This is a genomic window from Paenibacillus sp. FSL P2-0173, assembly GCF_038008045.1.
In the GTDB taxonomy this organism is placed as follows: domain Bacteria; phylum Bacillota; class Bacilli; order Paenibacillales; family Paenibacillaceae; genus Paenibacillus; species Paenibacillus polymyxa_B.
In genome coordinates, this window is record NZ_JBBOYK010000007.1 from 167456 (window position 1) to 188160 (window position 20705).

General features: G+C 46.4%; 16 protein-coding genes. 15 read left to right on the top strand and 1 reads right to left on the bottom strand.

The window, feature by feature from the left end; genetic code table 11:
* The first annotated feature begins 230 nt into the window (after window positions 1-230).
* Genes MKX30_RS25825 through cydC form a run of 4 tightly spaced genes read left to right on the top strand, consistent with a single transcriptional unit; the run spans window position 231 to window position 6144 of the window.
* Entirely contained in the window at window positions 231-1637 is a 1407-nt protein-coding gene (locus MKX30_RS25825) for a cytochrome ubiquinol oxidase subunit I (RefSeq protein WP_068938261.1), read from the top strand.
* Window positions 1624-2637: a cytochrome d ubiquinol oxidase subunit II gene (cydB, locus tag MKX30_RS25830; protein WP_068938260.1), complete on the top strand. Its 1014-nt coding sequence runs from the start codon at window positions 1624-1626 to the stop codon at window positions 2635-2637. The genes MKX30_RS25825 and cydB overlap by 14 nt, the downstream gene beginning before the upstream one ends.
* Window positions 2637-4397 carry a thiol reductant ABC exporter subunit CydD gene (gene cydD / locus MKX30_RS25835; RefSeq protein WP_341063847.1) on the top strand — a complete coding sequence of 587 codons (1761 nt, stop codon included), beginning with the start codon at window positions 2637-2639 and terminating at the stop codon, window positions 4395-4397. Before cydB ends, cydD begins: the two co-directional genes overlap by 1 nt.
* The gene (gene cydC / locus MKX30_RS25840) at window positions 4378-6144 is read left to right on the top strand and encodes a thiol reductant ABC exporter subunit CydC (protein WP_341063848.1); all 1767 of its coding nucleotides are present in this window, start codon (window positions 4378-4380) and stop codon (window positions 6142-6144) included. Before cydD ends, cydC begins: the two co-directional genes overlap by 20 nt.
* A 74-nt stretch (window positions 6145-6218) precedes the next feature.
* On the opposite strand, the gene MKX30_RS25845 is transcribed toward cydC, so the two are convergent.
* Window positions 6219-6695, bottom strand: coding sequence for a GyrI-like domain-containing protein (locus MKX30_RS25845; protein WP_341063849.1), 477 nt, complete (start codon window positions 6693-6695; stop codon window positions 6219-6221).
* A gap of 241 nt (window positions 6696-6936) precedes the next feature.
* On the opposite strand from MKX30_RS25845, the gene MKX30_RS25850 reads away from it, so the two are divergent.
* From MKX30_RS25850 to MKX30_RS25900, 11 genes are all read left to right on the top strand, one after another.
* Window positions 6937-7950 (top strand): ABC transporter permease, encoded by a 1014-nt coding sequence (locus MKX30_RS25850; protein ID WP_023990334.1) that lies wholly within the window; start codon window positions 6937-6939, stop codon window positions 7948-7950.
* A gap of 15 nt (window positions 7951-7965) precedes the next feature.
* Entirely contained in the window at window positions 7966-8868 is a 903-nt protein-coding gene (locus MKX30_RS25855) for a carbohydrate ABC transporter permease (protein ID WP_341063851.1), read from the top strand.
* A gap of 74 nt (window positions 8869-8942) precedes the next feature.
* Window positions 8943-10637 (top strand): ABC transporter substrate-binding protein, encoded by a 1695-nt coding sequence (locus MKX30_RS25860; protein ID WP_023990332.1) that lies wholly within the window; start codon window positions 8943-8945, stop codon window positions 10635-10637.
* A 106-nt stretch (window positions 10638-10743) separates the two neighbouring features.
* Window positions 10744-13224: a glycoside hydrolase family 95 protein gene (locus MKX30_RS25865; RefSeq protein ID WP_341063852.1), complete on the top strand. Its 2481-nt coding sequence runs from the start codon at window positions 10744-10746 to the stop codon at window positions 13222-13224.
* Window positions 13221-14567 (top strand): GH1 family beta-glucosidase, encoded by a 1347-nt coding sequence (locus MKX30_RS25870; RefSeq protein ID WP_341063853.1) that lies wholly within the window; start codon window positions 13221-13223, stop codon window positions 14565-14567. The genes MKX30_RS25865 and MKX30_RS25870 overlap by 4 nt, the downstream gene beginning before the upstream one ends.
* Window positions 14568-14782: 215 nt before the next feature.
* Window positions 14783-15031 (top strand): hypothetical protein, encoded by a 249-nt coding sequence (locus MKX30_RS25875; RefSeq protein WP_013311984.1) that lies wholly within the window; start codon window positions 14783-14785, stop codon window positions 15029-15031.
* Between the two features lie 343 nt (window positions 15032-15374).
* Window positions 15375-16358 (top strand): ubiquinol oxidase subunit II, encoded by a 984-nt coding sequence (gene cyoA, locus MKX30_RS25880; RefSeq protein WP_023990329.1) that lies wholly within the window; start codon window positions 15375-15377, stop codon window positions 16356-16358.
* A gap of 25 nt (window positions 16359-16383) precedes the next feature.
* Window positions 16384-18360 carry a cbb3-type cytochrome c oxidase subunit I gene (locus MKX30_RS25885; protein WP_023990328.1) on the top strand — a complete coding sequence of 659 codons (1977 nt, stop codon included), beginning with the start codon at window positions 16384-16386 and terminating at the stop codon, window positions 18358-18360.
* Window positions 18360-18968: a cytochrome o ubiquinol oxidase subunit III gene (gene cyoC, locus MKX30_RS25890; RefSeq protein WP_023990327.1), complete on the top strand. Its 609-nt coding sequence runs from the start codon at window positions 18360-18362 to the stop codon at window positions 18966-18968. Before MKX30_RS25885 ends, cyoC begins: the two co-directional genes overlap by 1 nt.
* Complete coding sequence (gene cyoD, locus MKX30_RS25895; RefSeq protein WP_023990326.1) at window positions 18969-19304, top strand: cytochrome o ubiquinol oxidase subunit IV; 336 nt, start codon at window positions 18969-18971, stop codon at window positions 19302-19304.
* 203 nt (window positions 19305-19507) lie between these two features.
* Window positions 19508-20632 (top strand): NADH:flavin oxidoreductase, encoded by a 1125-nt coding sequence (locus MKX30_RS25900; RefSeq protein ID WP_316244212.1) that lies wholly within the window; start codon window positions 19508-19510, stop codon window positions 20630-20632.
* Window positions 20633-20705: the final 73 nt, after the last annotated feature.

Genomic DNA, 20705 nt, shown 5'->3' on the forward strand with positions numbered 1-20705 from the left:
TGACACGATGTTCACATTTTCGATTCTATTTCATTTAAATTTATTCTATATAATGGGGATAATCTGAAGCCGGATCATGACAACCATGGTGAAGGTAGTTGAGTGAGTCATTTTCTAAAAAGTGACCGCTGCATATGTAAGAATGTGAATACTATCACTAATGTAGAAGACTTCAGATTACAGACACTATAAACCAATGTTAAGAGAAGTGCAGGGGGAGGAGCAACATCATGGACGTATTGGATTTGGCACGGTTGCAGTTTGCAACTACAACGATTCTTCACTTTGTTTATGTGCCGATCTCCATTGGATTGTCGTTATTGGTGGCAATTATGGAGACTATGTATGTTATCAAAAAAAATGACTTGTACAAAAAAATGGCTCAATTCTGGGGAACGTTTCTGCTGATTAACTTTGCATTGGGCGTAGTCACCGGGATTTTGCAAGAATTCCAGTTCGGGATGAATTGGTCGGACTTTTCCCGTTTTGTCGGTGATGTATTCGGTACGCCGCTGGCGATTGAAGCGCTGCTTGCATTTTTCCTGGAATCGACCTTTATCGGATTATGGGTATTCGGTTGGGAAAGATTGTCCAAAACGGTCCATTTAATCTGTATGTGGCTGGTATCTATCGGTACGATGTTATCGGCGTTGTGGATTCTAGCTGCTAATTCATTCATGCAGCGTCCAGTAGGATATGAGATTCAAAATGGACGTGCAGAAATGAAAGATTTTGCTGCTCTGTTAACGAATGAACAACTGTTATGGGAATTTCCGCATACGTTGTTTGCTGCTTTTGCAACGGGGGCATTTCTTATCGCGGGTATCAGTGCATGGAAGCTGATGCACAAAAAGAATATGGACTTTTTTAAACCTTCTTTTAAATTGAGCATTATTGTTGCCTTAATCAGTGCCATTGCTATTCCTTTGTTTGGTCATGGTCAGGCTCAATATTTAGTGAAAACACAACCGATGAAGATGGCTGCCAGTGAGGGCTTATGGGAGAACAGCGGTGACCCCGCTCCTTGGACAGTTATCGCGGGTATTGATCCTGAAAAGAAGGAAAATACCTTTGAAATTAAAGTTCCTTTTGCTCTGAGTTTTCTATCTTATAGTAAATTTTCCGGCTCTGTGCCTGGTATGAATGAGCTTCAAGCAGAATATGAAAAAACCTATGGTCCGGGCGATTATATCCCGCCAGTACGTACCACGTTCTGGAGCTTCCGTATTATGATTGCGGCGGGATGTGGCATGATTGCACTCGCTTTATACGGTGCTTACCTGACGTTCCGTAAAAAGCTGGAAGGTTCACATCGCTGGTTCTTCCGTCTTATGATATGGGGGATATCCCTTCCATTCATTGGGAATACTGCTGGTTGGATCATGACCGAAATAGGTCGCCAACCGTGGACTGTATTTGGTTTGCTTCAAACAAAAGATTCTGTTTCGCCTACGGTTGTGGCAGGAGAAGTGCTGTTCTCGTTCATCTCATTTACCACATTGTATTTAATTTTAACAGGTGTGCTGGCATTTCTGTTTTACCGTACGGCTCGCAAAGGTCCAGATATCGAGCCACATCAGCAAACGGTAATTCATGATCCATTTGCCCAAGGGGGTGACAATAATGACGCTAAATGATTTATGGTTCTTATTGATCGCAGTGTTGTTTACCGGTTTCTTTTTTCTGGAGGGCTTTGATTTTGGCGTGGGGATGGCCACGGGATTGGTACCGCGCAATGACCAACAAAAACGTTTGATGATCAATACGATTGGTCCATTTTGGGATGCCAACGAAGTGTGGCTGATTACAGCAGCAGGTGCGATGTTTGCCGCTTTCCCGCATTTTTATGCAACTATGTTCAGCGGATATTATCTGGTATTTGTCTTTATTTTGCTAGGTTTGATCTTGCGTGGAGTTTCTTTTGAGTTCCGCGGCAAGGCTGAAGGGAAATGGTGGACAGGAACGTGGGATGCCTGCATTCTGATTGGTAGCTTTCTACCGCCGATGCTGTTCGGTATGGCTTTTGCGGCTTTGGTGAAAGGTGTACCTATTCAGCAAAACATGGATTTGAAAGCTGGATTTTCCGATGTGTTCAATGGATACACCGTATGGATTGGACTGACAGTGGTCGGAATGTGCCTAATGCATGGGCTGACGTTCATTTCCCTGCGGACGATTGGAGAAGTACGGGATCGTGCTCGCGTGATTGCGTCCAAATTTCTTCCGGTATTGGGCATTTTACTCGCTGGCATGGTGGTATGGACTTATTTTGCAACGGATTTATTTGCACGTCGCGGTCCCTTTATGTATGCTGCGGTAGCAGTGGGAATTGTCGCCTATGTGCTGACGTGGTACTTCCTGAAGCAGCGCCGCGAAGGATGGGCCTTCGGGATGACAGGGGCATTGATTTTGCTGACCTTCGTTTCGTTATTCGTTGGTTTGTTCCCAAGATTTATGGTGAGCTCGATTAACAGTGCTTTTGATTTGACGATTTATAATGCAAGCTCCAGTCATTACACACTGAAAGCCATGACGATTGTTGCAGCAACGCTTTTACCCTTTGTGCTGGCTTATCAGGCGTGGAGCTATTTTGTTTTCCATAAGCGTCTCAGTGAGAAGGATCATTTGGAATACTAATGGATAAGGCATGGTTAGAATTAAAGGGCATTCGGCCAGTAATGCTGCTACTGGCTGCCCTTTCCCTGCTCCAGGGGGCTGCTGTGATTGCACAAGCAGTCTTCTTGGCAAAGGCTGTTACGATTTTATTTAATAAAAATCCGCTGGTGATGGCTTGGCCGTCGCTGGCGTTGTTTTTCGCTGCTTTTGCAATGAGGCATACGATGATCTGGCTGCAACGTCGGACAGCCGGCCGTTTTGCCGAAGCTTCAGGCGCTTCCTTACGGGAGCGTCTGCTTGCACGTTTGTTCGAACGGGGGCCGGGTTTTGCAGCGCAGGAAGGCAGCGGCAAGTTGGTGACGCTAGCATTGGACGGCATGGATCGTTTTCGCACGTATTTGGAACTGTCCATTCCTCGAATGATTGACATGATGGCTGTAACTATACTTGTGCTTGTGTATGTTTTCACATTGGATGTCATTTCAGGTGTAATTTTGACGACTACGATGCCGATTCTGGTGGGCTTCTTTATTTTGCTCGGCTTGGCAGCGCGGAAGCAGGCAGACAAGCAATGGCGTTCCTATCGTTTGTTATCTCACCATTTCACGGATTCGCTACGTGGACTTCAGACACTAAGGTTTTTGGGTCGTAGCCAAGAGCATGGGGAAACGGTTGGGAAGGTCAGCGACCAATACCGCACAGCAACGATGCGCACGCTGCGGGTAGCGTTTCTTTCCTCATTTGCCCTCGATTTTTTTAGTATGCTATCGGTCGCTTTTGTCGCGGTAGGCTTGGGGCTGCGCCTGATTAGTAGCTCGGTGGGTCTGGAGGCAGCGCTTGCGGTGCTTATTCTGGCACCAGAATATTTTATGCCCATACGCCAGTTGGGATCAGACTATCATGCTTCACTGGATGGTAAGGAGGCTTGGGGAGCAATACGCTCCATTCTCAGTACAGAAGATGATGCGAACGAGCCGAATAAACAGGCAGCTAGCGATAAAAGATTGGACATCACGGGACAGGATAGTCTCGAGCTATCTGATGTGTGCCTCCTTAATGAAGACGGTTCGGCTCGGCTCGAACATGTGTCTGCAAATGTTGAACCGCTCATGAACATGATCGGTATCGTTGGAGCTAGCGGTGCAGGTAAAACGACGCTGCTCAGTCTGCTTGGCGGCTTTGCTGATCCCACTTCGGGTGAGCTGCTCCTGAATGGATGCGGATTGGCTGGGGTTGCCAAAGCTGAATGGCAACGGCATATTGCCTATATTCCACAGCATCCATACCTGTTTAGCGCTTCTCTGGCAGATAATATCCGCTTTTATGAACCGGAGGCATCCAACCAGCAGGTAGAGTGGGCGATTGACGCGGTTGGACTGCGTGAACTGGTAGACGGTCTTCCGGGTGGATTGAATGAGCCCATTGGTGAAGCAGGTCGGACACTGAGCGGAGGGCAGGCGCAACGGATTGCATTGGCGCGGGCATTGCTCAGTAATCGTCCGGTCGTTTTATTGGATGAGCCTACGGCCCATCTGGATATTGAGACAGAATGGGAGCTAAAACAGACGATTTTATCGGTTTTGAAACATAAGAGAATGTTTCTTGCCACCCACCGGCTTCATTGGATGCCAGAAATGGACTGTGTCTGGATGATGGATCAAGGTCGTCTGGAAGAAGTAGGCTCCCATCAGCAATTGATTGCCCGTAAGGGAGCATATTACCGATTGCTGACGGGGATATCGGAAGGAGGGAACGGACGATATGAGAGTAACGGACAATAGCAGACAAGGCTGGTTTGTGACGTATCTGAGACAATATTTTTGGGCCTTTCTGGTAGCTGCTCTTTTGGGCGCGCTGGCCATTGGATGTGCGGGCGCGTTGCTCTTTACGTCCGGTCATCTGATTACCCGTTCGGCCTTAAAACCGGAAAATATATTAATGGTGTACGTTCCAATTGTGCTTGTGCGAACATTTGGCTTTAGTAAAGCGGTTATTCAGTACCTGGAGCGCTTGGTAGGGCATGATGCCGCACTGCGTCTGGTGTCCCGTATGCGGGTACGCTTATATCGGGCAGTAGAACCGCAGGCGCTGATGATTCGCAGCAAATTCCGTACAGGGGATCTATTAGGATTGCTGGCAGAGGATATTGAGCAGCTTCAAAACATCTATCTGAAGCTAGTTCTGCCTGCGCTATCGGCTTTGTTGATTTATGCAGCAGGCATCTTGGCGCTCGGACGGATGGACGGAACCTTTGCCTTGCTCATGGCGCTATATGGCGGATTTTTGCTTTTTATTGCCCCAGCTATCTCACTATGGACCTCACTCGCCAAACGCCGAATGTTCAAGCAGGAACGGAGTAAAGCCTATCAGGAGCTGACGGATGCTCTGTTCGGCATGAGTGACCTGGTGCTGAGCGGACGGACTGGGCATTTCCTGAGTACCTTTACACAACGGCACAATAGGGCTGCCGTGATGGAGAATTCACTTCGCCGGAGCGAGTGGCGTTCTCATTGGATCGCACAATGCGTTGTAGGCGGCGGGATTGTGATTATGACTGTGTGGGCCGGGGGACTGGTAGCACAGAATCGTATAGAAGCCACATGGCTGGCATCCTTTGCCCTTGTGGCTTTTCCATTGCTGGATGCCTTCGTTCGCGCTGGAGAAGCGGTGGTTCATGCACCGGAGTATCAGGATTCACTTCGACGGTTAAAGGATTCGGAGAAAGACACACCTACACCGGGAGCAGGCGGAACAGCAGACATTCTAGAGGAACAGGCTACCGCTATGCGATTGGGCCTCGGAGGAGACCTGCTGCTGAACAACGTAAGCTACCGCTATGCGGCAACGCAGGAATGGAGCGTGCGTAATATCTCCCTACACGTACCGCAGGGGGGCAAGGTTGCATTGCTTGGCCGCAGTGGTGCGGGCAAGTCCACGCTGCTGAACCTGATTCAGGGAGCATTGCAGCCTGATGAAGGTAGCGTCACTGTCGCAGGGATTCCCGTATATACAGGTGGAGCATACTCCAGTTTATTTGCGGTGCTAAACCAGCAGCCGTATTTATTCGATACAACGGTAGCGAACAATATTCGGCTGGGACGACCCGATGCTACGCTGGATGAGGTTCGTGCAGTAACAGAGCAGGTAGGGCTTGGAACTCTAATTGATTCTTTGCCGGAGGGCTACGATACCCGAATGCAGGAGACGGGGCTTCGTTTTTCCGGTGGAGAAAAACAGCGAATTGCACTGGCGCGGATTTTGCTGCAAAATCACCCGATTGTTTTGCTGGATGAGCCAACAGTGGGACTTGACCCACTGACAGAGCATGAACTCATGCAGACGATGTTTCGTGTGCTGAAAGGCAAAACATTGATCTGGATCACGCATCATCTGACAGGAATGGAGCATATGGACGAGGTGATTTTTATGGAAAAAGGGGTCATTTCCATGCGGGGCAGTCATGAAAAGCTTTGGCAGGAGCAGCCCCGATACCGCAACCTGTATGAGCTGGATCATCCGAGCCTGTGAACTAGGAATAGATTGACCTAAGCAAACAATAGCCCTCAACACATTTTGTGTTGGGGGCTATTGTTGTGTCTCGTTCATTTCAATGCTATAAATAATTCAATCTCATTGTCTGAACTTTCTGGATTATATTTCTCACCCCAAATTTCAAAATCGTAATCCTTCGGTTCATTTCCGGTATCTTTAATCCATTGGCCATATATGTAGTCATACGAATGATCAAGCTCCGATTCAAGCCCCTTATGTGTGAAAGTTACATACTTACTTTCATTTACAGTATGACTTATCATATTTAATGGAACCTCACCTAGTTTACTTATTTCATAACAGATTATATTTGTAAACTTATCTACCTGAGGATTAAAATCAGGCTTCATGGGATAAATTTGCATTAAAATTACATTCTCATTTTTCCTGTCCCGAATTTCATCTTTTCTTTCAATTAATGAATGATAGATGCTCTTGCCAAGACCAGACTCAAATTCATTAATATTGGCTTCGATTCTGTAACCTGCAACATGAAAAAGAGGTAATATTATTACGTTAGTTTCCATAAAGTCTCCTCCATCCAATAAGTTTGTCAAGTTTGATTATAATGTAAACCCCAATACAATTTTAGTCATCTTTCACTATAGGATCGATTTTGTTTGGAATCCGCAAAAAAGTTATGCTTGGAAGGCATAGAGACCCCTCATATATCTAATTTTGAACTGATTTTTCTCCTAATTCGTCGGGTACCCGCTTCCAAGCCAGCAAAGTATGATAATAGTATCTAGAGATGAGGAGGAGCTTGTTATGGAATCTTCAACTGAAACCGCTTCCAATAATGGTGCTGTGATTCCTGAATCCAACCGGGGAAGACCGCGCAAGGCTCGCGGACCGAAGCCTGAACGTGGTAGAAAAGGCTTGTGGGACAGTGTGAAGCAGCAAAAGTATCTTTATTTTATGTCCATTCCTTTCGTCATATGGGTGTTTGTTTTCAGCTATCTGCCGCTCTGGGGCTGGACGATGGCGTTTCAAAATTATAAGCCAGCTAAATCCTTTACGGACCAGAAATGGGTAGGGCTGAATAACTTTATTGAGTTATTTCAGGACGAACGATTTTATCTAGTATTACGTAATACACTGGCGATGAGCCTGATGGGGATTATATTTGGTTTTGTCGTACCGATCTTTTTTGCAATTCTGTTAAACGAGTTGCGGGGAATGCTGTTCAAACGGTTTGTGCAGACGATATCCTACCTCCCGCATTTTGTATCCTGGGTAGTTGTGGCTGGATTGGTCACGAAAATGCTGTCCATTGATGGAGGCATTGTCAACGATATATTGGTAGCGCTTCATATTGTGGATGAGCCGATTCAGTTCATGGCAAAGGGGAGCTGGTTCTGGTACATTGTAACCGCTTCCGACATATGGAAAGAGACAGGTTGGAATACGATTATTTATTTAGCTGCAATCACCGGAATTGATCAAGAACAGTATGAAGCATCGCGCGTGGATGGAGCGAGCCGCTGGAGACAGATGTGGCATATTACACTGCCGGGTATCCGCTCGACGATTGCCGTTCTGTTCATTATGGCGATTGGGCATCTGGTGAGCAATGGTTTTGAAAAGCAGTTCTTGCTTGGCAATAGTCTCGTGACGGATTATTCCGAGGTGTTGGATCTGTACGCGCTCAATTACGGGATTAATTTGGGTCGCTTCTCTTATGGGACGGCAATTGGTATTTTCAACTCACTGGTTAGCATTTTGCTGTTGTTTACGGCGAACGGTATATTCAAAAAACTGACCAAAGAAAGCATCATGTAGGGAGGGAGAAGCGAAATGACGAATAAGGCATTTAATGCTACCCGGTCTGAGAAGCTGTTTGACCTGTTCAATTATATCCTCATGGCTCTGATCGTGGTGTTGACGCTGTACCCGTTTCTGAACGTACTTGCGATTTCCCTGAACAATTCAACGGACACGGTTCGCGGTGGAATTTATATATGGCCCCGCCAATTTACGCTCGAAAATTACAAAACGATTTTCCAGTACGATGGCCTTCTTCAGGGACTGGAAATATCTATTCTTCGTACTTTGGTCGGAACAGTACTCGGATTGATTTGCGCGTCTATGCTTGCTTTTACATTGAGTCGGGTCGAGTTTCGCGCTCGTAAGTTTATTTCTACGTTTTTGGCGTTGACGATGTATTTTTCTGGCGGGATGGTGCCCGTGTTTATTTTGATGCGTGATCTGCATCTGCTGGGTTCGTTTTGGGTGTACATTTTTCCAGGCTTAATTAGCGCTTTTAACGTGTTTGTTATTCGTTCCTTTATGGATGGTTTGCCATATGCGCTACAGGAGTCTGCCAAACTCGATGGGGCGAATGATTTTACGATTTACTGGAGAATTATTTTGCCGCTATGCAAACCAGTATTGGCAACGATTGCTCTTTTTCTGGCAGTAGGTCAGTGGAATGCTTGGTTTGATACGTATTTGTATAATGGTGGGGCGCCGCAATGGACGACGCTACAGTATGAGCTGATGAAGATACTGCAAAGTACGCAGCAAGGTGGCTCCAGTATGACGAATAGTAACGATATGGCTAAGCAAATGGCTCAAATTTCACCAGAGTCGATAAAAATGGCAATTACAATTACGGTTACACTTCCCATTCTGATGGTATATCCGTTCCTGCAAAAGTATTTTGTAGGTGGTATGACACTGGGGGCAGTGAAATCATAAAAACCGGGATTCCGGTAGTGAAATAGCAGTTATTTGCAGGAGAAGTCATCATAGGAATATAGGAGGATTTATACATGAAAAAACACTGGTCCAGATTTGCACTGATTCCCTTGCTCGCGGTGTCCCTTACCGCACTCGCAGGTTGTGGGGGAAGCGATAAAGCAGCGAAGGAAGGCACATCCAGCGGCACAGACCCGATTACGTTTAGCTTTTTCGGAGCAGATACAAGCCCACAATGGAATGGAATGAAGGATGAAATAGGCAAGGAAATCACCAAGAAAACAGGTGTAACCTTGAATGCGGAATTTGATGTCAGCGGTGGAGGTGGAGATGACCGAATTGCTTTGATGGCAGCAAGTGGAGAATACCCGGACTTGGTTTCTCCTAAAGCGAATATTAACAAGCTTGTGGATGCGGGGGCCATGATTGATCTGACAGATCTGATCAACGATCATGCACCCAATCTCAAAAAGCTATATGGACCCTATATGGATCGTTTGAAATACAGTAATAAAGATCAATCCATCTATGTCCTTCCTACGTATGCAGGTGTGGGACAGGAGAGTTTTGACGCGACGGGGGGATTTGAAATTCAGCATAAGGTGCTCAAGGAGCTAGGATATCCAAAGGTAAGAACGCTACAGGATTATGAAAACGTACTCAAAACCTATGCAGCCAAACATCCGACGATCAATGGCAAAAAAACGATCCCACTCACGTTGGATGCAGACGACTGGAGAATTATGATTACCGTAACGAATCCTGCCTTCCAGACGACTGGAGCGCCGGATGATGGTGAATATTTTATTGATCCCAAAACATTTGAAGCGAAGCTTCATTACAAACGTCCGGAAGAAAAGGAATATTTCCGTTGGTTGAACCACATGTACAATGAAGGACTGCTCGATAAAGATTCATTTGTGCAAAAAAGTGATCAATACAAATCCAAAATTGCCAGCGGCCGTGTCCTCGGTCTGATCGACCAGGAGTGGGGTTATCAGGATGCCGAAAATGCGTTAAAAGCGTCAGGTAAATCCGAATCCAGCTACGCGCATTTTCCAGTTACACTTTCGGAGGAATACAAGGATCGTTCCTTTCAGGATACGGGCTTCACGTCCGGTTATGGAGTAGGTATTACAGAGAATTGCAAGGACCCGGTGCGGGCTATTAAATTCCTTGATTATTTAGCTTCCGATGAAGGACAGGTGCTAGTGAACTGGGGGATCGAAGGCAAGCATTATGAAATTAAAGACGGCAAACGTGTCATTCCTGCTGATGTACTGGAACAAAAAACGAACAATACAACCAACTTCAATAAATCTACGGGTATAGATTTGTACACGCTCATCAGCGGACACTATGGTGACGGCGTGAAGGACCCTACAGGTAACTACTATACTGCCAAATTCCCGGAACAAATTATCGCGGCTTATTCGAAGCCGGAGAAAGAATCACTTAAAGCGTATGGCGTAAAAACGTGGAAAGATCTGTTCCCGGACAAGAAAGAATTTGATGTAAAGCCTTGGGGCGCAGCCTATAACCTGACAACAGACAATGAATCCAGCTATAACGTTACATTCAAAAAAACGACAGACATTATCCGCAAACGTATACCGGAAGCTATTTTAGCACCGGCTTCCAATTTTGATACGGTATACGACAACATGATTAAAGAACTGGATGCCGCCGGAGCTGTCCAAATGGAACAGCAATACACGCAACTGGTGAAGGACAGAGTGGAGTTATGGAGTGGCAAGGCTTCTAAATAGCTGACTGCTTTTAACGAAATTTTGAATGCCGGAATGACAGAGCGCTTGTCCTTGTGGTCCATACGGGATTAGCGCTCTGTTTGATCTTGATAGGGGAGGGTTTGATGTGACGAAAAGCGAAAGACCACAGTCCCTGCGTTTATGGTATCGCCAGCCTGCTGAGGTATGGGAGGAAGCATTGCCAGTCGGCAATGGAAGACTGGGAGCTATGGTATTTGGCGGAATCAGAGAGGAGCATTTGCAATTAAACGAGGATACGCTCTGGTCCGGATTTCCCAGAGACGGCGTTCAGTATGATGCATTGCGATATTTGCAGCCTGTCAGAAAGCTGATTGCAGATGGAAAATACAAGGAAGCGGAACAACTGATTAATGCGAATATGCTAGGTCGCGATACGGAAGCCTATCAGCCTTTGGGAGATTTGTGGATTACGCAGGAGGGTCTAGGGGAAATAGCGCATTATGAACGGGAACTGGATTTGCTGACCGGAACGGCAGCGGTCACTTTTCAGAGTGATGGAGTCTGCTATACCCGTGAAGTTATCGCCAGTGCGCCAGATGGAGTCATGATGGTGTCACTGACTGCGAATAAGCTTGGGAAGATCCATGCATCCGTGCGCATCACTTCCCTCCATCCTTGTGAAGACGAGGTTGGAGAGGATATACATTTTGGTGATTCATCCAAATGGGATAGCGATAAGGAGGACGCTCCATCCGAGGAGCCGTCCGGGGACTTTATTACGTTGACTGGACGAGCGCCCAGTCATGTGGAATCTAATTATCACGGCGATCATCCACAGTCTGTTGTTTATGAAAATGATTTGGGGATGGCTTTTGCAGTTCAGGCGAGGGTTATTCCCGAGGGAGGAACCTTGACGAAGGGTGCTGATGGAGCACTGATCATCTCAGGCGCGGATAAAATCACGGTGTATTTGGCAGCAGCTACCGGATTTCAGGGATTTCATGCTATGCCGAATAGTGATGCAACGGAGTCAGCAGAAGCATGTCAAGTCATTTTAGACGGAGCAATTTCGCTGGGAAGTGAGCAGGTGCGGCAACGCCATGAACAGGATCACCGAAAGCTGTTTGACCGCGTTGTATTAGAACTGAGAGGTGATACTTTAACCGACGACTCCGTTCTACCGACCGATCTGCGATTAGAACGTTATCAGAAAGGTCAGGACGACCCGGGGCTGGAGGTGCTGTTATTTCAGTATGGCCGCTATTTGCTCATGGGCAGCTCGCGTCCGGGGAGTCAGCCTGCCAATCTTCAGGGCATCTGGAATGACCGGGTGCAGCCGCCATGGAACAGTAATTATACAACCAATATTAATACTCAGATGAACTATTGGCCCGCAGAGGTATGCAATCTTGCCGAGTGCCATGAACCATTGCTGCACATGATTGGAGAAGTTGCTCGCACGGGACGGAGGGTAGCCTCCATCCATTATGGTGCTCAAGGGTGGGCAGCTCATCACAATGTAGATGTGTGGAGATACGCTGGACCTTCAGGGGGCCATGCCAGTTGGGCGTTTTGGCCGCTTGGGGGTGTATGGCTGACCGCCCATCTATGGGAGCGCTATCTGTTTACCCTGGATACAGCCTATTTGGCAGAACAAGCTTATCCACTCATGAAGGGGGCGGCAGCCTTTTGCATGGACTGGCTCGTGGAAGGCCCGGAGGGTTGGCTTGTGACATCCCCATCCACATCACCTGAAAATAAATTCAAAACGCCGGACGGCGAGGAATGCAGTATATCTATGGGCTCCACCATGGATATGACGCTAATTCGGGAGCTGTTGGGTAACTGCATTCAAGCTGCGGACCTGCTGGAATTAGACGATGAGTTCCGCAACCGCTGCGAGGAGACACGGGACAGGTTAATGCCCTATCAAATTGGCCGTCACGGTCAGTTACAGGAATGGTTTGTCGATTTTGAGGAAGCGGAGCCTGGGCATCGGCATGTCTCGCATCTATATGGGTTGTACCCCGGTCGACAAATTCACATCCGTGATACCCCGGAGCTGGCTGAGGCGGCCCGTATATCGCTGCGTCGACGGCTTGATCACGGTGGTGGGCACACCGGATGGAGCTGTGCCTGGTTGATTAACCTGTATGCTCGACTGGAAGATGGCGATGCCGCACATCGGTATGTTCGCACGTTGCTGTCGCGATCGACCTATCCTAATTTATTCGACGCTCACCCGCCTTTTCAGATCGACGGTAATTTTGGTGCGGCGGCGGGGATCGCAGAAATGCTGCTACAAAGCCGTCCGGGAGAGCTGACGTTACTGCCTGCCCTGCCAACGGCATGGGCGGAGGGACGGGTCAGTGGATTGAAGGGACATGGCGGGATGACGGTCGGTATGGAATGGTCCGGTTCCCGGCTTGTCCGTGCTGAACTGGCCACATCCATCTCAGCAGGAAGCTGCACGATTCGCAGTGCACATCCGTTTAGCGCTGATGCCCGTCAGGCTCTGCCTGATCCTGAGCATGGAGGATTCATTTTGTCATGGATTTTTACCAAAGAGCAGGAAATAACGAACGGACATACGATTATAATTAAAGGAGAGGAAGAGACATTATGACCATTTTTCAATTTCCGCAGGACTTCATGTGGGGGACCGCGACGGCAGCCTATCAAATCGAGGGAGCTTATGAGGAGGATGGGAGAGGTTTGTCGATCTGGGATACCTTTGCCCATACGCCTGGCAAAGTATTCAACGGTGATAACGGCAATGTAGCTTGTGACAGCTATCATCGCTACGAGGAAGATATCCGCCTAATGAAGGAGCTGGGCATTCGTACATACCGTTTTTCAGTGTCCTGGCCGCGTATATTTCCCAATGGTGACGGTGAAGTCAATCAAGAAGGATTGGACTATTATCATCGCGTAGTCGATTTGTTGAACGAAAATGGGATTGAACCGTTTTGTACACTGTACCATTGGGATCTGCCTCAAGCGCTTCAGGATGCTGGAGGCTGGGAGAATCGTCGCACGATTCAAGCATTTGTCCAGTTTGCAGAAACGATGTTCCGCGAATTTCACGGTAAAATACACCATTGGCTAACATTCAATGAACCGTGGTGCATCGCCTTTTTATCCAATATGCTGGGTGTTCATGCCCCGGGTCTGACCAATCTTCAGACAGCCATTGATGTAGGACATCATTTGCTAGTTGCGCATGGTCTTTCTGTGCGCCGCTTCCGCGAGCTGGGCACCAGTGGCCAGATCGGTATCGCTCCCAATGTCTCCTGGGCTGTTCCTTACAGCACATCTGAGGAAGATAAAGCCGCTTGTGCGCGCACCATTTCCCTGCACAGTGACTGGTTTCTTCAACCTATTTATCAAGGCTCGTATCCTCAGTTTTTGGTAGACTGGTTTGCGGAGCAGGGAGCCACCGTGCCTATTCAGGATGGGGATATGGATATTATCGGCGAGTCTATTGATATGATCGGTATCAATTACTATGCTATGTCAGTTAATCGTTTTAATCCTGAAGCCGGGTTTCTTCAATCTGAAGAAATCAATATGGGGCTACCTGTAACGGATATCGGTTGGCCAGTGGAGTCGCGTGGGCTGTACGAGGTACTGCATTATTTGCAAAAATACGGTAACCTCGATATTTATATCACAGAGAATGGGGCTTGCATCAACGATGATGTCGTGAATGGCAAGGTTCAGGATGACCGTCGGATTTCGTATATGCAGCAGCATTTGGTGCAGGTACACCGGGCTATTCATGACGGCCTTCATGTCAAAGGATATATGGCATGGTCACTTATGGACAATTTTGAGTGGGCAGAGGGATATAATATGAGATTTGGCATGATTCATGTCGATTTCCGCACACAGGTCCGCACCCCGAAGGAAAGTTACTATTGGTATCGAAATGTAGTAAGTAATAACTGGTTGGAGACCAGACGTTAAACGAAGAGATGTTTTGAAAATAAAGCAGATTTACGCCTGTCTCTGCTCCCTTTTGTTTGAATAGGAGGCCCTCTGGGGTAATAATAACCAAGATGAATGCAGGTTGTTTCAAGTATGTAGAGACAGCAGGAATAAAAAAATAAGAAGTGTGCATACTGAAAAAAATACCTGACGAGGGCGTTTTAAACCATTTTAAACCAGAGGGAGTGGAGGGTATGGCTTCGAATGTTAGGAAATCAGGATCAAATGATAACCAAATGAGCCGCACGGTATCTGTTATCGCTTGGATCGCCTGTATTGCAGGAATTATCCTTATTTTGCTTGATATAGGTAATTTAACTGATCGAAATATATATTTAATGACAGGTATTGGCTGCGTTGTTGCCGGGATTTTTATTTTTCTAGTTGGGAAATCATTTGTCATTGCACGCAAGAAGGAAGACCAGGAAAACGGCCGCAGTTAATACAATTTAAAAATGATTTAAAGCAATATATACCGAAAACAACAATGTGGGGCTTCGAGCAGTGTAGGATGATAACTGTAAGGAGTCCCCTTTTTTCTTTAATATAACTTCTTTAAGATACACAAATAACGTTTTTATTATGTCATCTTTGTATTAATAAGAAATTTTGAATTTGCAAGAGAAATTTTATTTTTAGAGATGTTTTTCACAAAAAACGGACAAATAATCGACAATTCTGTTAACAATAAAAAAAGTGGCCGCTTTTCTGCTATCTTATATAAGGGCAACATTACAGGAGTTCGTAAGTTTTGAGTAATTTATTATTTAAGGAGAGGGGAACAACATGAACAAAAAACCAAAAGCGATTATTGCGTTGGTTTTGACCGTGCTCACGGTAGCATTGCTCATTTGGACGTGTTTTTATGCTGGCGGAAAATACGTTGTTTTCGATCCAAAAGGACCTATTGGGCAAGCACAAAAAGAGCTGATCATTCTTTCAACGTCTATGGCTGCACTGCTGATTGTACCGGTCATGATTTTGACTTTTTTCATCATTTGGCGATATCGCGACGCACCGGATAACAAAGCCAAGTACCAACCTCATTGGGATGACAGCAAAAAGCTGGAGACCGTATGGTGGGCTATTCCAATCATCGTTATCTGCATTCTTGCGGTTATAACTGCGAGATATACCTACTTGCTGGAGCCTTCCAAGCCGTTGGCAAGTACACAAAAGCCAGTAACCATTCAAGTGACTTCACTGGACTGGAAATGGCTCTTTATGTACCCTGAAGAAGGTATTGCTACAGTCAATGAAATTCACATTCCTAAAGGTGTTCCAGTCCGTTTTGAACTGACTGCCGACGCCCCGATGAACTCGTTCTGGATTCCGCAATTGGGCGGTCAGATCTACACCATGTCAGGCATGGCAATGAAACTGCATTTGCAGGCCGACCACGAAGGAACATACTTTGGTTCGGGTGCAAACTTTAGCGGTGAGCATTTTGGACAAATGCGTTTTGATGTAGAGGTTCAGTCGGATGAAGAGTACAAAAACTGGGTCGCTAACATCAAGAAGCAGTCTAAGCCGCTGACGAAAGACGGCTATTTGGCGCTTGCAAAACCAGGTTTGTCCCAACCTGATGAGTATTCTTCAATTCCAGATGGCTTGTTCCAAGACATTGTAAGCAAGTATGTAGTGGATGGTGCTTCTAACCCGCATGCTGGACATGGCGGACACACATCCACAGAAGGTTCTTCCAAGTCCGATACAGAAGATGAAGCTGCAATGGACATGAGTCATATGAATATGAGCGGACACCATTAAATGATTACAGGGAAGGAGGCCCCCAATGCTTGACAAAATAAAAGAGTTTGCATCCACTTTCTTCGTTACTGGAGACCCGATGATCTATGGAGCGGACGTTTCCATCGCACTAGCAACGATCGGGATCGTGTTTGTGCTCACTTATTTCAAAAAATGGGGCTGGCTTTGGAAAAACTGGTTGACTACCGTTGACCATAAAAAAGTCGGTATTATGTATATTCTTGCGGCCATCTTGATGTTATTCCGCGGAGGCGTGGATGCATTATTGATGCGTGTTCAACTTGCTACACCGGATGTTACACTACTGCATCCTGAGCATTACAACCAGATTTTCACAACACATGGCACGATCATGATCTTGTTTATGGCGATGCCGTTGATGTTTGGTTTGTTTAACATTGCCGTACCACTTCAAATTGGTGCGCGCGACGTTGCGTTCCCTTTCCTGAACGCATTGAGCTTCTGGCTTTTCTTTATGGGAGCGATGTTGTTCAACCTGTCCTTCGTTATCGGCGGTTCGCCAGATGCAGGTTGGTTGAGTTATCCACCGCTTTCAGAAATGCAATTTAGTCCCGGCGTTGGTCAGAACTTCTATATCTGGGGTATTCAGATTTCGGGTATAGGTTCATTGGCTACAGGGATCAACTTTATTGTTACTATCATTAAAATGCGTGCACCTGGTATGACTTGGATGAAGATTCCTGTCTTTACGTGGTCCGTATTTTCATCATGTGTTATTATCATTTTCGCGTTTCCAATTCTGACGGTTACTTTAGCCTTGCTATTCCTTGACCGCTTTGGAGGAGGACACTTCTTTACGCTTGATTTCGGCGGTAATCCGATGATGTATATCAACTTGATCTGGATGTGGGGTCACCCTGAGGTATACATTGTAGTTTTGCCGGCTTTCGGTATTTATTCCGAGGTCATCAGTGTATTCTCCAAAAAGAAATTGTTTGGATACAAGTCCATGGTTTACGCCATGTTCATTATTGCGATCTTGTCCTTCTTCACCTGGGCGCATCACTTCTTCACGATGGGATCAGGCGCAGATGTTAATGCATTCTTTGCGATTTCGACGATGGTTATCGCAATACCAACAGGGGTTAAAGTATTTAACTGGTTGTTCACGATGTATCGGGGTAAGATTACATTCAAGACCCCTATGATGTGGTCAATTGCTTTTATTCCTAACTTCTTGATTGCTGGTTTGACGGGCGTCATGTTGTCTGTAGCGCCTGCTGACTTCCAGTTCCATAACAGTTACTTCCTGATCGCTCACTTTCACTCCGCTCTGATTGGTGGTGTAGTGTTCGGTTACTTGGCAGGTCTGTACTATTGGTGGCCTAAAATGTTCGGTTTCACATTACCTGAAACGCCTGGTAAATGGGCTTTCTGGTTCTGGAACATCGGTTTCTATGTATGTTTTATTCCACAATATTCTCTGGGTCTGATGGGTATGACGCGTCGTCTGAGCACTTATGGCTGGGATACCGGCTGGCAGCCGCTTAACCTCGTTTCGACCGTTGGGGCATTCTTGATGGGGATTGGTTTCTTGTTCCAGGTTCTTCAAATTCTTCTGGGCATCAAGAATTACCGCAAGCTGAAGGATACAACAGGCGACCCTTGGGGTGGCCATACGTTGGAATGGTCGATTCCTTCACCTGCACCGGAGTACAATTTTGCTACCATTCCACAAGTAGAAGAACGGGATGACTGGTGGGCAGAAAAAGATAAACGTGCAAAAGGTATTTTCAGAAAGCAGCCGCCAATTGAAGCGATTCATATGCCGAAGAACTCGGCGATTCCATTCATTATGTCGGTATTCTTTTTCATTGCAGGTTTCGGGTTCGTATTCGGATGGTCGTTCTTCTATATTCCAGGGTTGATCGGTGTGGCAATTTGTATGATTTGCCGTTCGTTCTTCTCCTATGATGGCGACTACTATATCCCTGCGGATGAAGTAAAACGCACGGAAGCGGCAATAAGGGGGTCTGTATAATGGCACAAGCAGCAGCACACCAAAGCCATGATCATGACCACGGGCATCACGATCCGCAAGAATTGAAGATGCTTGGTTTTTGGATCTTCCTCGTAACGGACGTGATCCTGTTCAGTACCTTGTTCGCAACCTTCGTCGTCCTTCGGAACAACACAGCCGGAGGACCGGGTGGCGCAGAGCTGTTTAACATGACGGGCGTTATTATTGAAACGTTCCTCTTGCTCACGAGCAGCTTCACAAGTGGTCTGGCTGTGTTGGCCATGAACAAAGGAAGCATGAAGGGATTAATTAACTGGTTAATCGTGACGGCGATCCTGGGTCTTGGTTTTATCGGTTTTGAGGTTTACGAGTTTGTTGAGTTGGTACACGAAGGAGCCAATTTTGGAACCAGCGCGTTCTTGTCGGCATTCTTCACTTTAGTCGGAACGCATGGACTTCACGTTTCGTTAGGTCTGGTTTGGATGATTGGACTCATGTTCCAGTTGAAGAAACGCGGGCTTACACCAGAGACGAAGGGCAAAGTTTCGGCATTGAGCTTGTACTGGCACTTTTTGGACGCTGTCTGGATCTTCTTGCTGACAGTCGTCTATTTGATGGGGGTGATGTAGATGGCACAGCATCAAACAGGAGCGGGTTCGCATGGTCATGATGATTCTCACGGTTCAGTGAAATCCTATGTTATCGGGTTTATTCTGTCCATCGTACTGACCATCATTCCTCTCGGTGTGGTTATGAATCATATGTTGAGCCGCACTTCGACCATGGTTGTTATTTTAGCCGCGGCAGTGCTGCAATTTCTGGTTCAGCTTTTCTTCTTCATGCACATTCGTGAAAGCAATGGACCACGCTGGAATGTCATGACTTTGATTTTCGGGGTAGTTATCCTGTTGACCATTGTTGGTGGTTCTGTATGGATTATGGAATACAACATGGTAGCACACTAATAAGTCAGGATTTTTGCAAAATCACTCAAGTACAAACGAATTAGGAAAGAAGAAGCGGACTTAGAGCCGCTTCTTCTTTTTTTGTGTAGCTTATTAAAATTAAAACTGTGGCTTCTTGAACTCAAGTTTACATATGTGTAAAATGGAATTGTATAACAGTAGAGTGAAAACGATAATACTAGTGGAGAGCGGAGGAAAAATTAATGAACACAGAATTACTGTTTAAACCTTTTAAGGCAGGTAATTTATCTCTTCCCAATCGGATTGTTATGGCGCCTATGACACGGAATTTTTCTCCTCAAGGTATTCCAGGGCCTGAAGTGGCCGCGTATTATCGTCGCCGTGCGGAAAATGCAGTTGGATTGATTATTACGGAGGGCACTGCTATTAATCATCCTGCAGCTGTGGAGCACACAAGCATTCCTAATTTTTATGGAGAGGGATTAGAGGGATGGGCCAAGGTAGTTGAGGAGGTTCATGCGGTAGGTGGCAAGATTATACCGCAGCTCTGGCATGTGGGTACGGCCCGTAAAATAGGTGCAGATAATCAACCGAATCCCGAGGCATTGCCTGTCGGTCCGTCCGGTATTTCTCCCGCTGGTGAAAAGGTAGTCGAGCCATTGACGGAGGCTGAGATTGCGGATATTATCTCCGCTTATGCTCAGGCCGCTGCCGATGCCCAGCGAGTGGGGTTTGACGGTATTGAGCTTCATGGAGCACACGGCTATTTAATCGATCAATTTTTCTGGGACAAAACGAATAAGCGTACCGATCAATACGGAGGCAATTTGGTCCAGCGTACTCGGTTTGCGGTGGAGGTCATTGAGGCTTGCCGTCGTGCAGTGGGGCCGAATTTCCCAATAGTACTGCGATTCTCCCAGTGGAAGATGTATCACTATGAAGAAAAGCTGGCACAGACACCACAGGAACTTGAACAGTTTCTCACTCCATTAGTGAAGGCCGGGGTGGATATATTCCATTGCTCAAGCCGCCGTTTTTGGGAACCGGAATTTGAAGGGTCTGATCTAAACCTGGCAGCTTGGACCAAAAAGATAACAGGCAAGCCAGTGATTACTGTGGGCTCGATTGGTTTGGAGAAGGCCTTTTTGAGTGATTTGGAAAAAAATAATAATCGTCAAACCGATCAATCCAGTAGTGTAAAGGCAAGATTAGAACAACTCGTAGGGCAAGTAGAACGAGAGGAAGCTGATCTGGTTGCGGTTGGGCGTGCTTTGTTGGTTGATCCAGCGTTTGCGGTGAAGTTACGTGATCAACAGATAGAAGAAATTATCCCTTACAGTGATGAAGTATTAAAGACGTTGAATTAAGCTTTATGTCGTGTAAAGCTATAGTGTTAGGCAAGCATTGAAACTTGGAAGTTTTCTGTTACAGGGCAAGCTG

What these genes read in the sequence shown, in the direction of transcription:
- cydC (WP_341063848.1), top strand. Translation starts at nt 4,378, where the DNA reads ATGAGAGTAACGGACAATAGCAGACAAGGCTGGTTTGTGACGTATCTG.
- MKX30_RS25860 (WP_023990332.1), top strand. Translation starts at nt 8,943, where the DNA reads ATGAAAAAACACTGGTCCAGATTTGCACTGATTCCCTTGCTCGCGGTG.
- MKX30_RS25845 (WP_341063849.1), bottom strand. Translation starts at nt 6,695, where the DNA reads ATGGAAACTAACGTAATAATATTACCTCTTTTTCATGTTGCAGGTTAC.
- MKX30_RS25900 (WP_316244212.1), top strand. Translation starts at nt 19,508, where the DNA reads ATGAACACAGAATTACTGTTTAAACCTTTTAAGGCAGGTAATTTATCT.
- MKX30_RS25850 (WP_023990334.1), top strand. Translation starts at nt 6,937, where the DNA reads ATGGAATCTTCAACTGAAACCGCTTCCAATAATGGTGCTGTGATTCCT.
- MKX30_RS25885 (WP_023990328.1), top strand. Translation starts at nt 16,384, where the DNA reads ATGCTTGACAAAATAAAAGAGTTTGCATCCACTTTCTTCGTTACTGGA.
- cyoD (WP_023990326.1), top strand. Translation starts at nt 18,969, where the DNA reads ATGGCACAGCATCAAACAGGAGCGGGTTCGCATGGTCATGATGATTCT.
- MKX30_RS25825 (WP_068938261.1), top strand. Translation starts at nt 231, where the DNA reads ATGGACGTATTGGATTTGGCACGGTTGCAGTTTGCAACTACAACGATT.
- MKX30_RS25855 (WP_341063851.1), top strand. Translation starts at nt 7,966, where the DNA reads ATGACGAATAAGGCATTTAATGCTACCCGGTCTGAGAAGCTGTTTGAC.
- cyoC (WP_023990327.1), top strand. Translation starts at nt 18,360, where the DNA reads ATGGCACAAGCAGCAGCACACCAAAGCCATGATCATGACCACGGGCAT.
- cydB (WP_068938260.1), top strand. Translation starts at nt 1,624, where the DNA reads ATGACGCTAAATGATTTATGGTTCTTATTGATCGCAGTGTTGTTTACC.
- MKX30_RS25870 (WP_341063853.1), top strand. Translation starts at nt 13,221, where the DNA reads ATGACCATTTTTCAATTTCCGCAGGACTTCATGTGGGGGACCGCGACG.
- cydD (WP_341063847.1), top strand. Translation starts at nt 2,637, where the DNA reads ATGGATAAGGCATGGTTAGAATTAAAGGGCATTCGGCCAGTAATGCTG.
- MKX30_RS25875 (WP_013311984.1), top strand. Translation starts at nt 14,783, where the DNA reads ATGGCTTCGAATGTTAGGAAATCAGGATCAAATGATAACCAAATGAGC.
- cyoA (WP_023990329.1), top strand. Translation starts at nt 15,375, where the DNA reads ATGAACAAAAAACCAAAAGCGATTATTGCGTTGGTTTTGACCGTGCTC.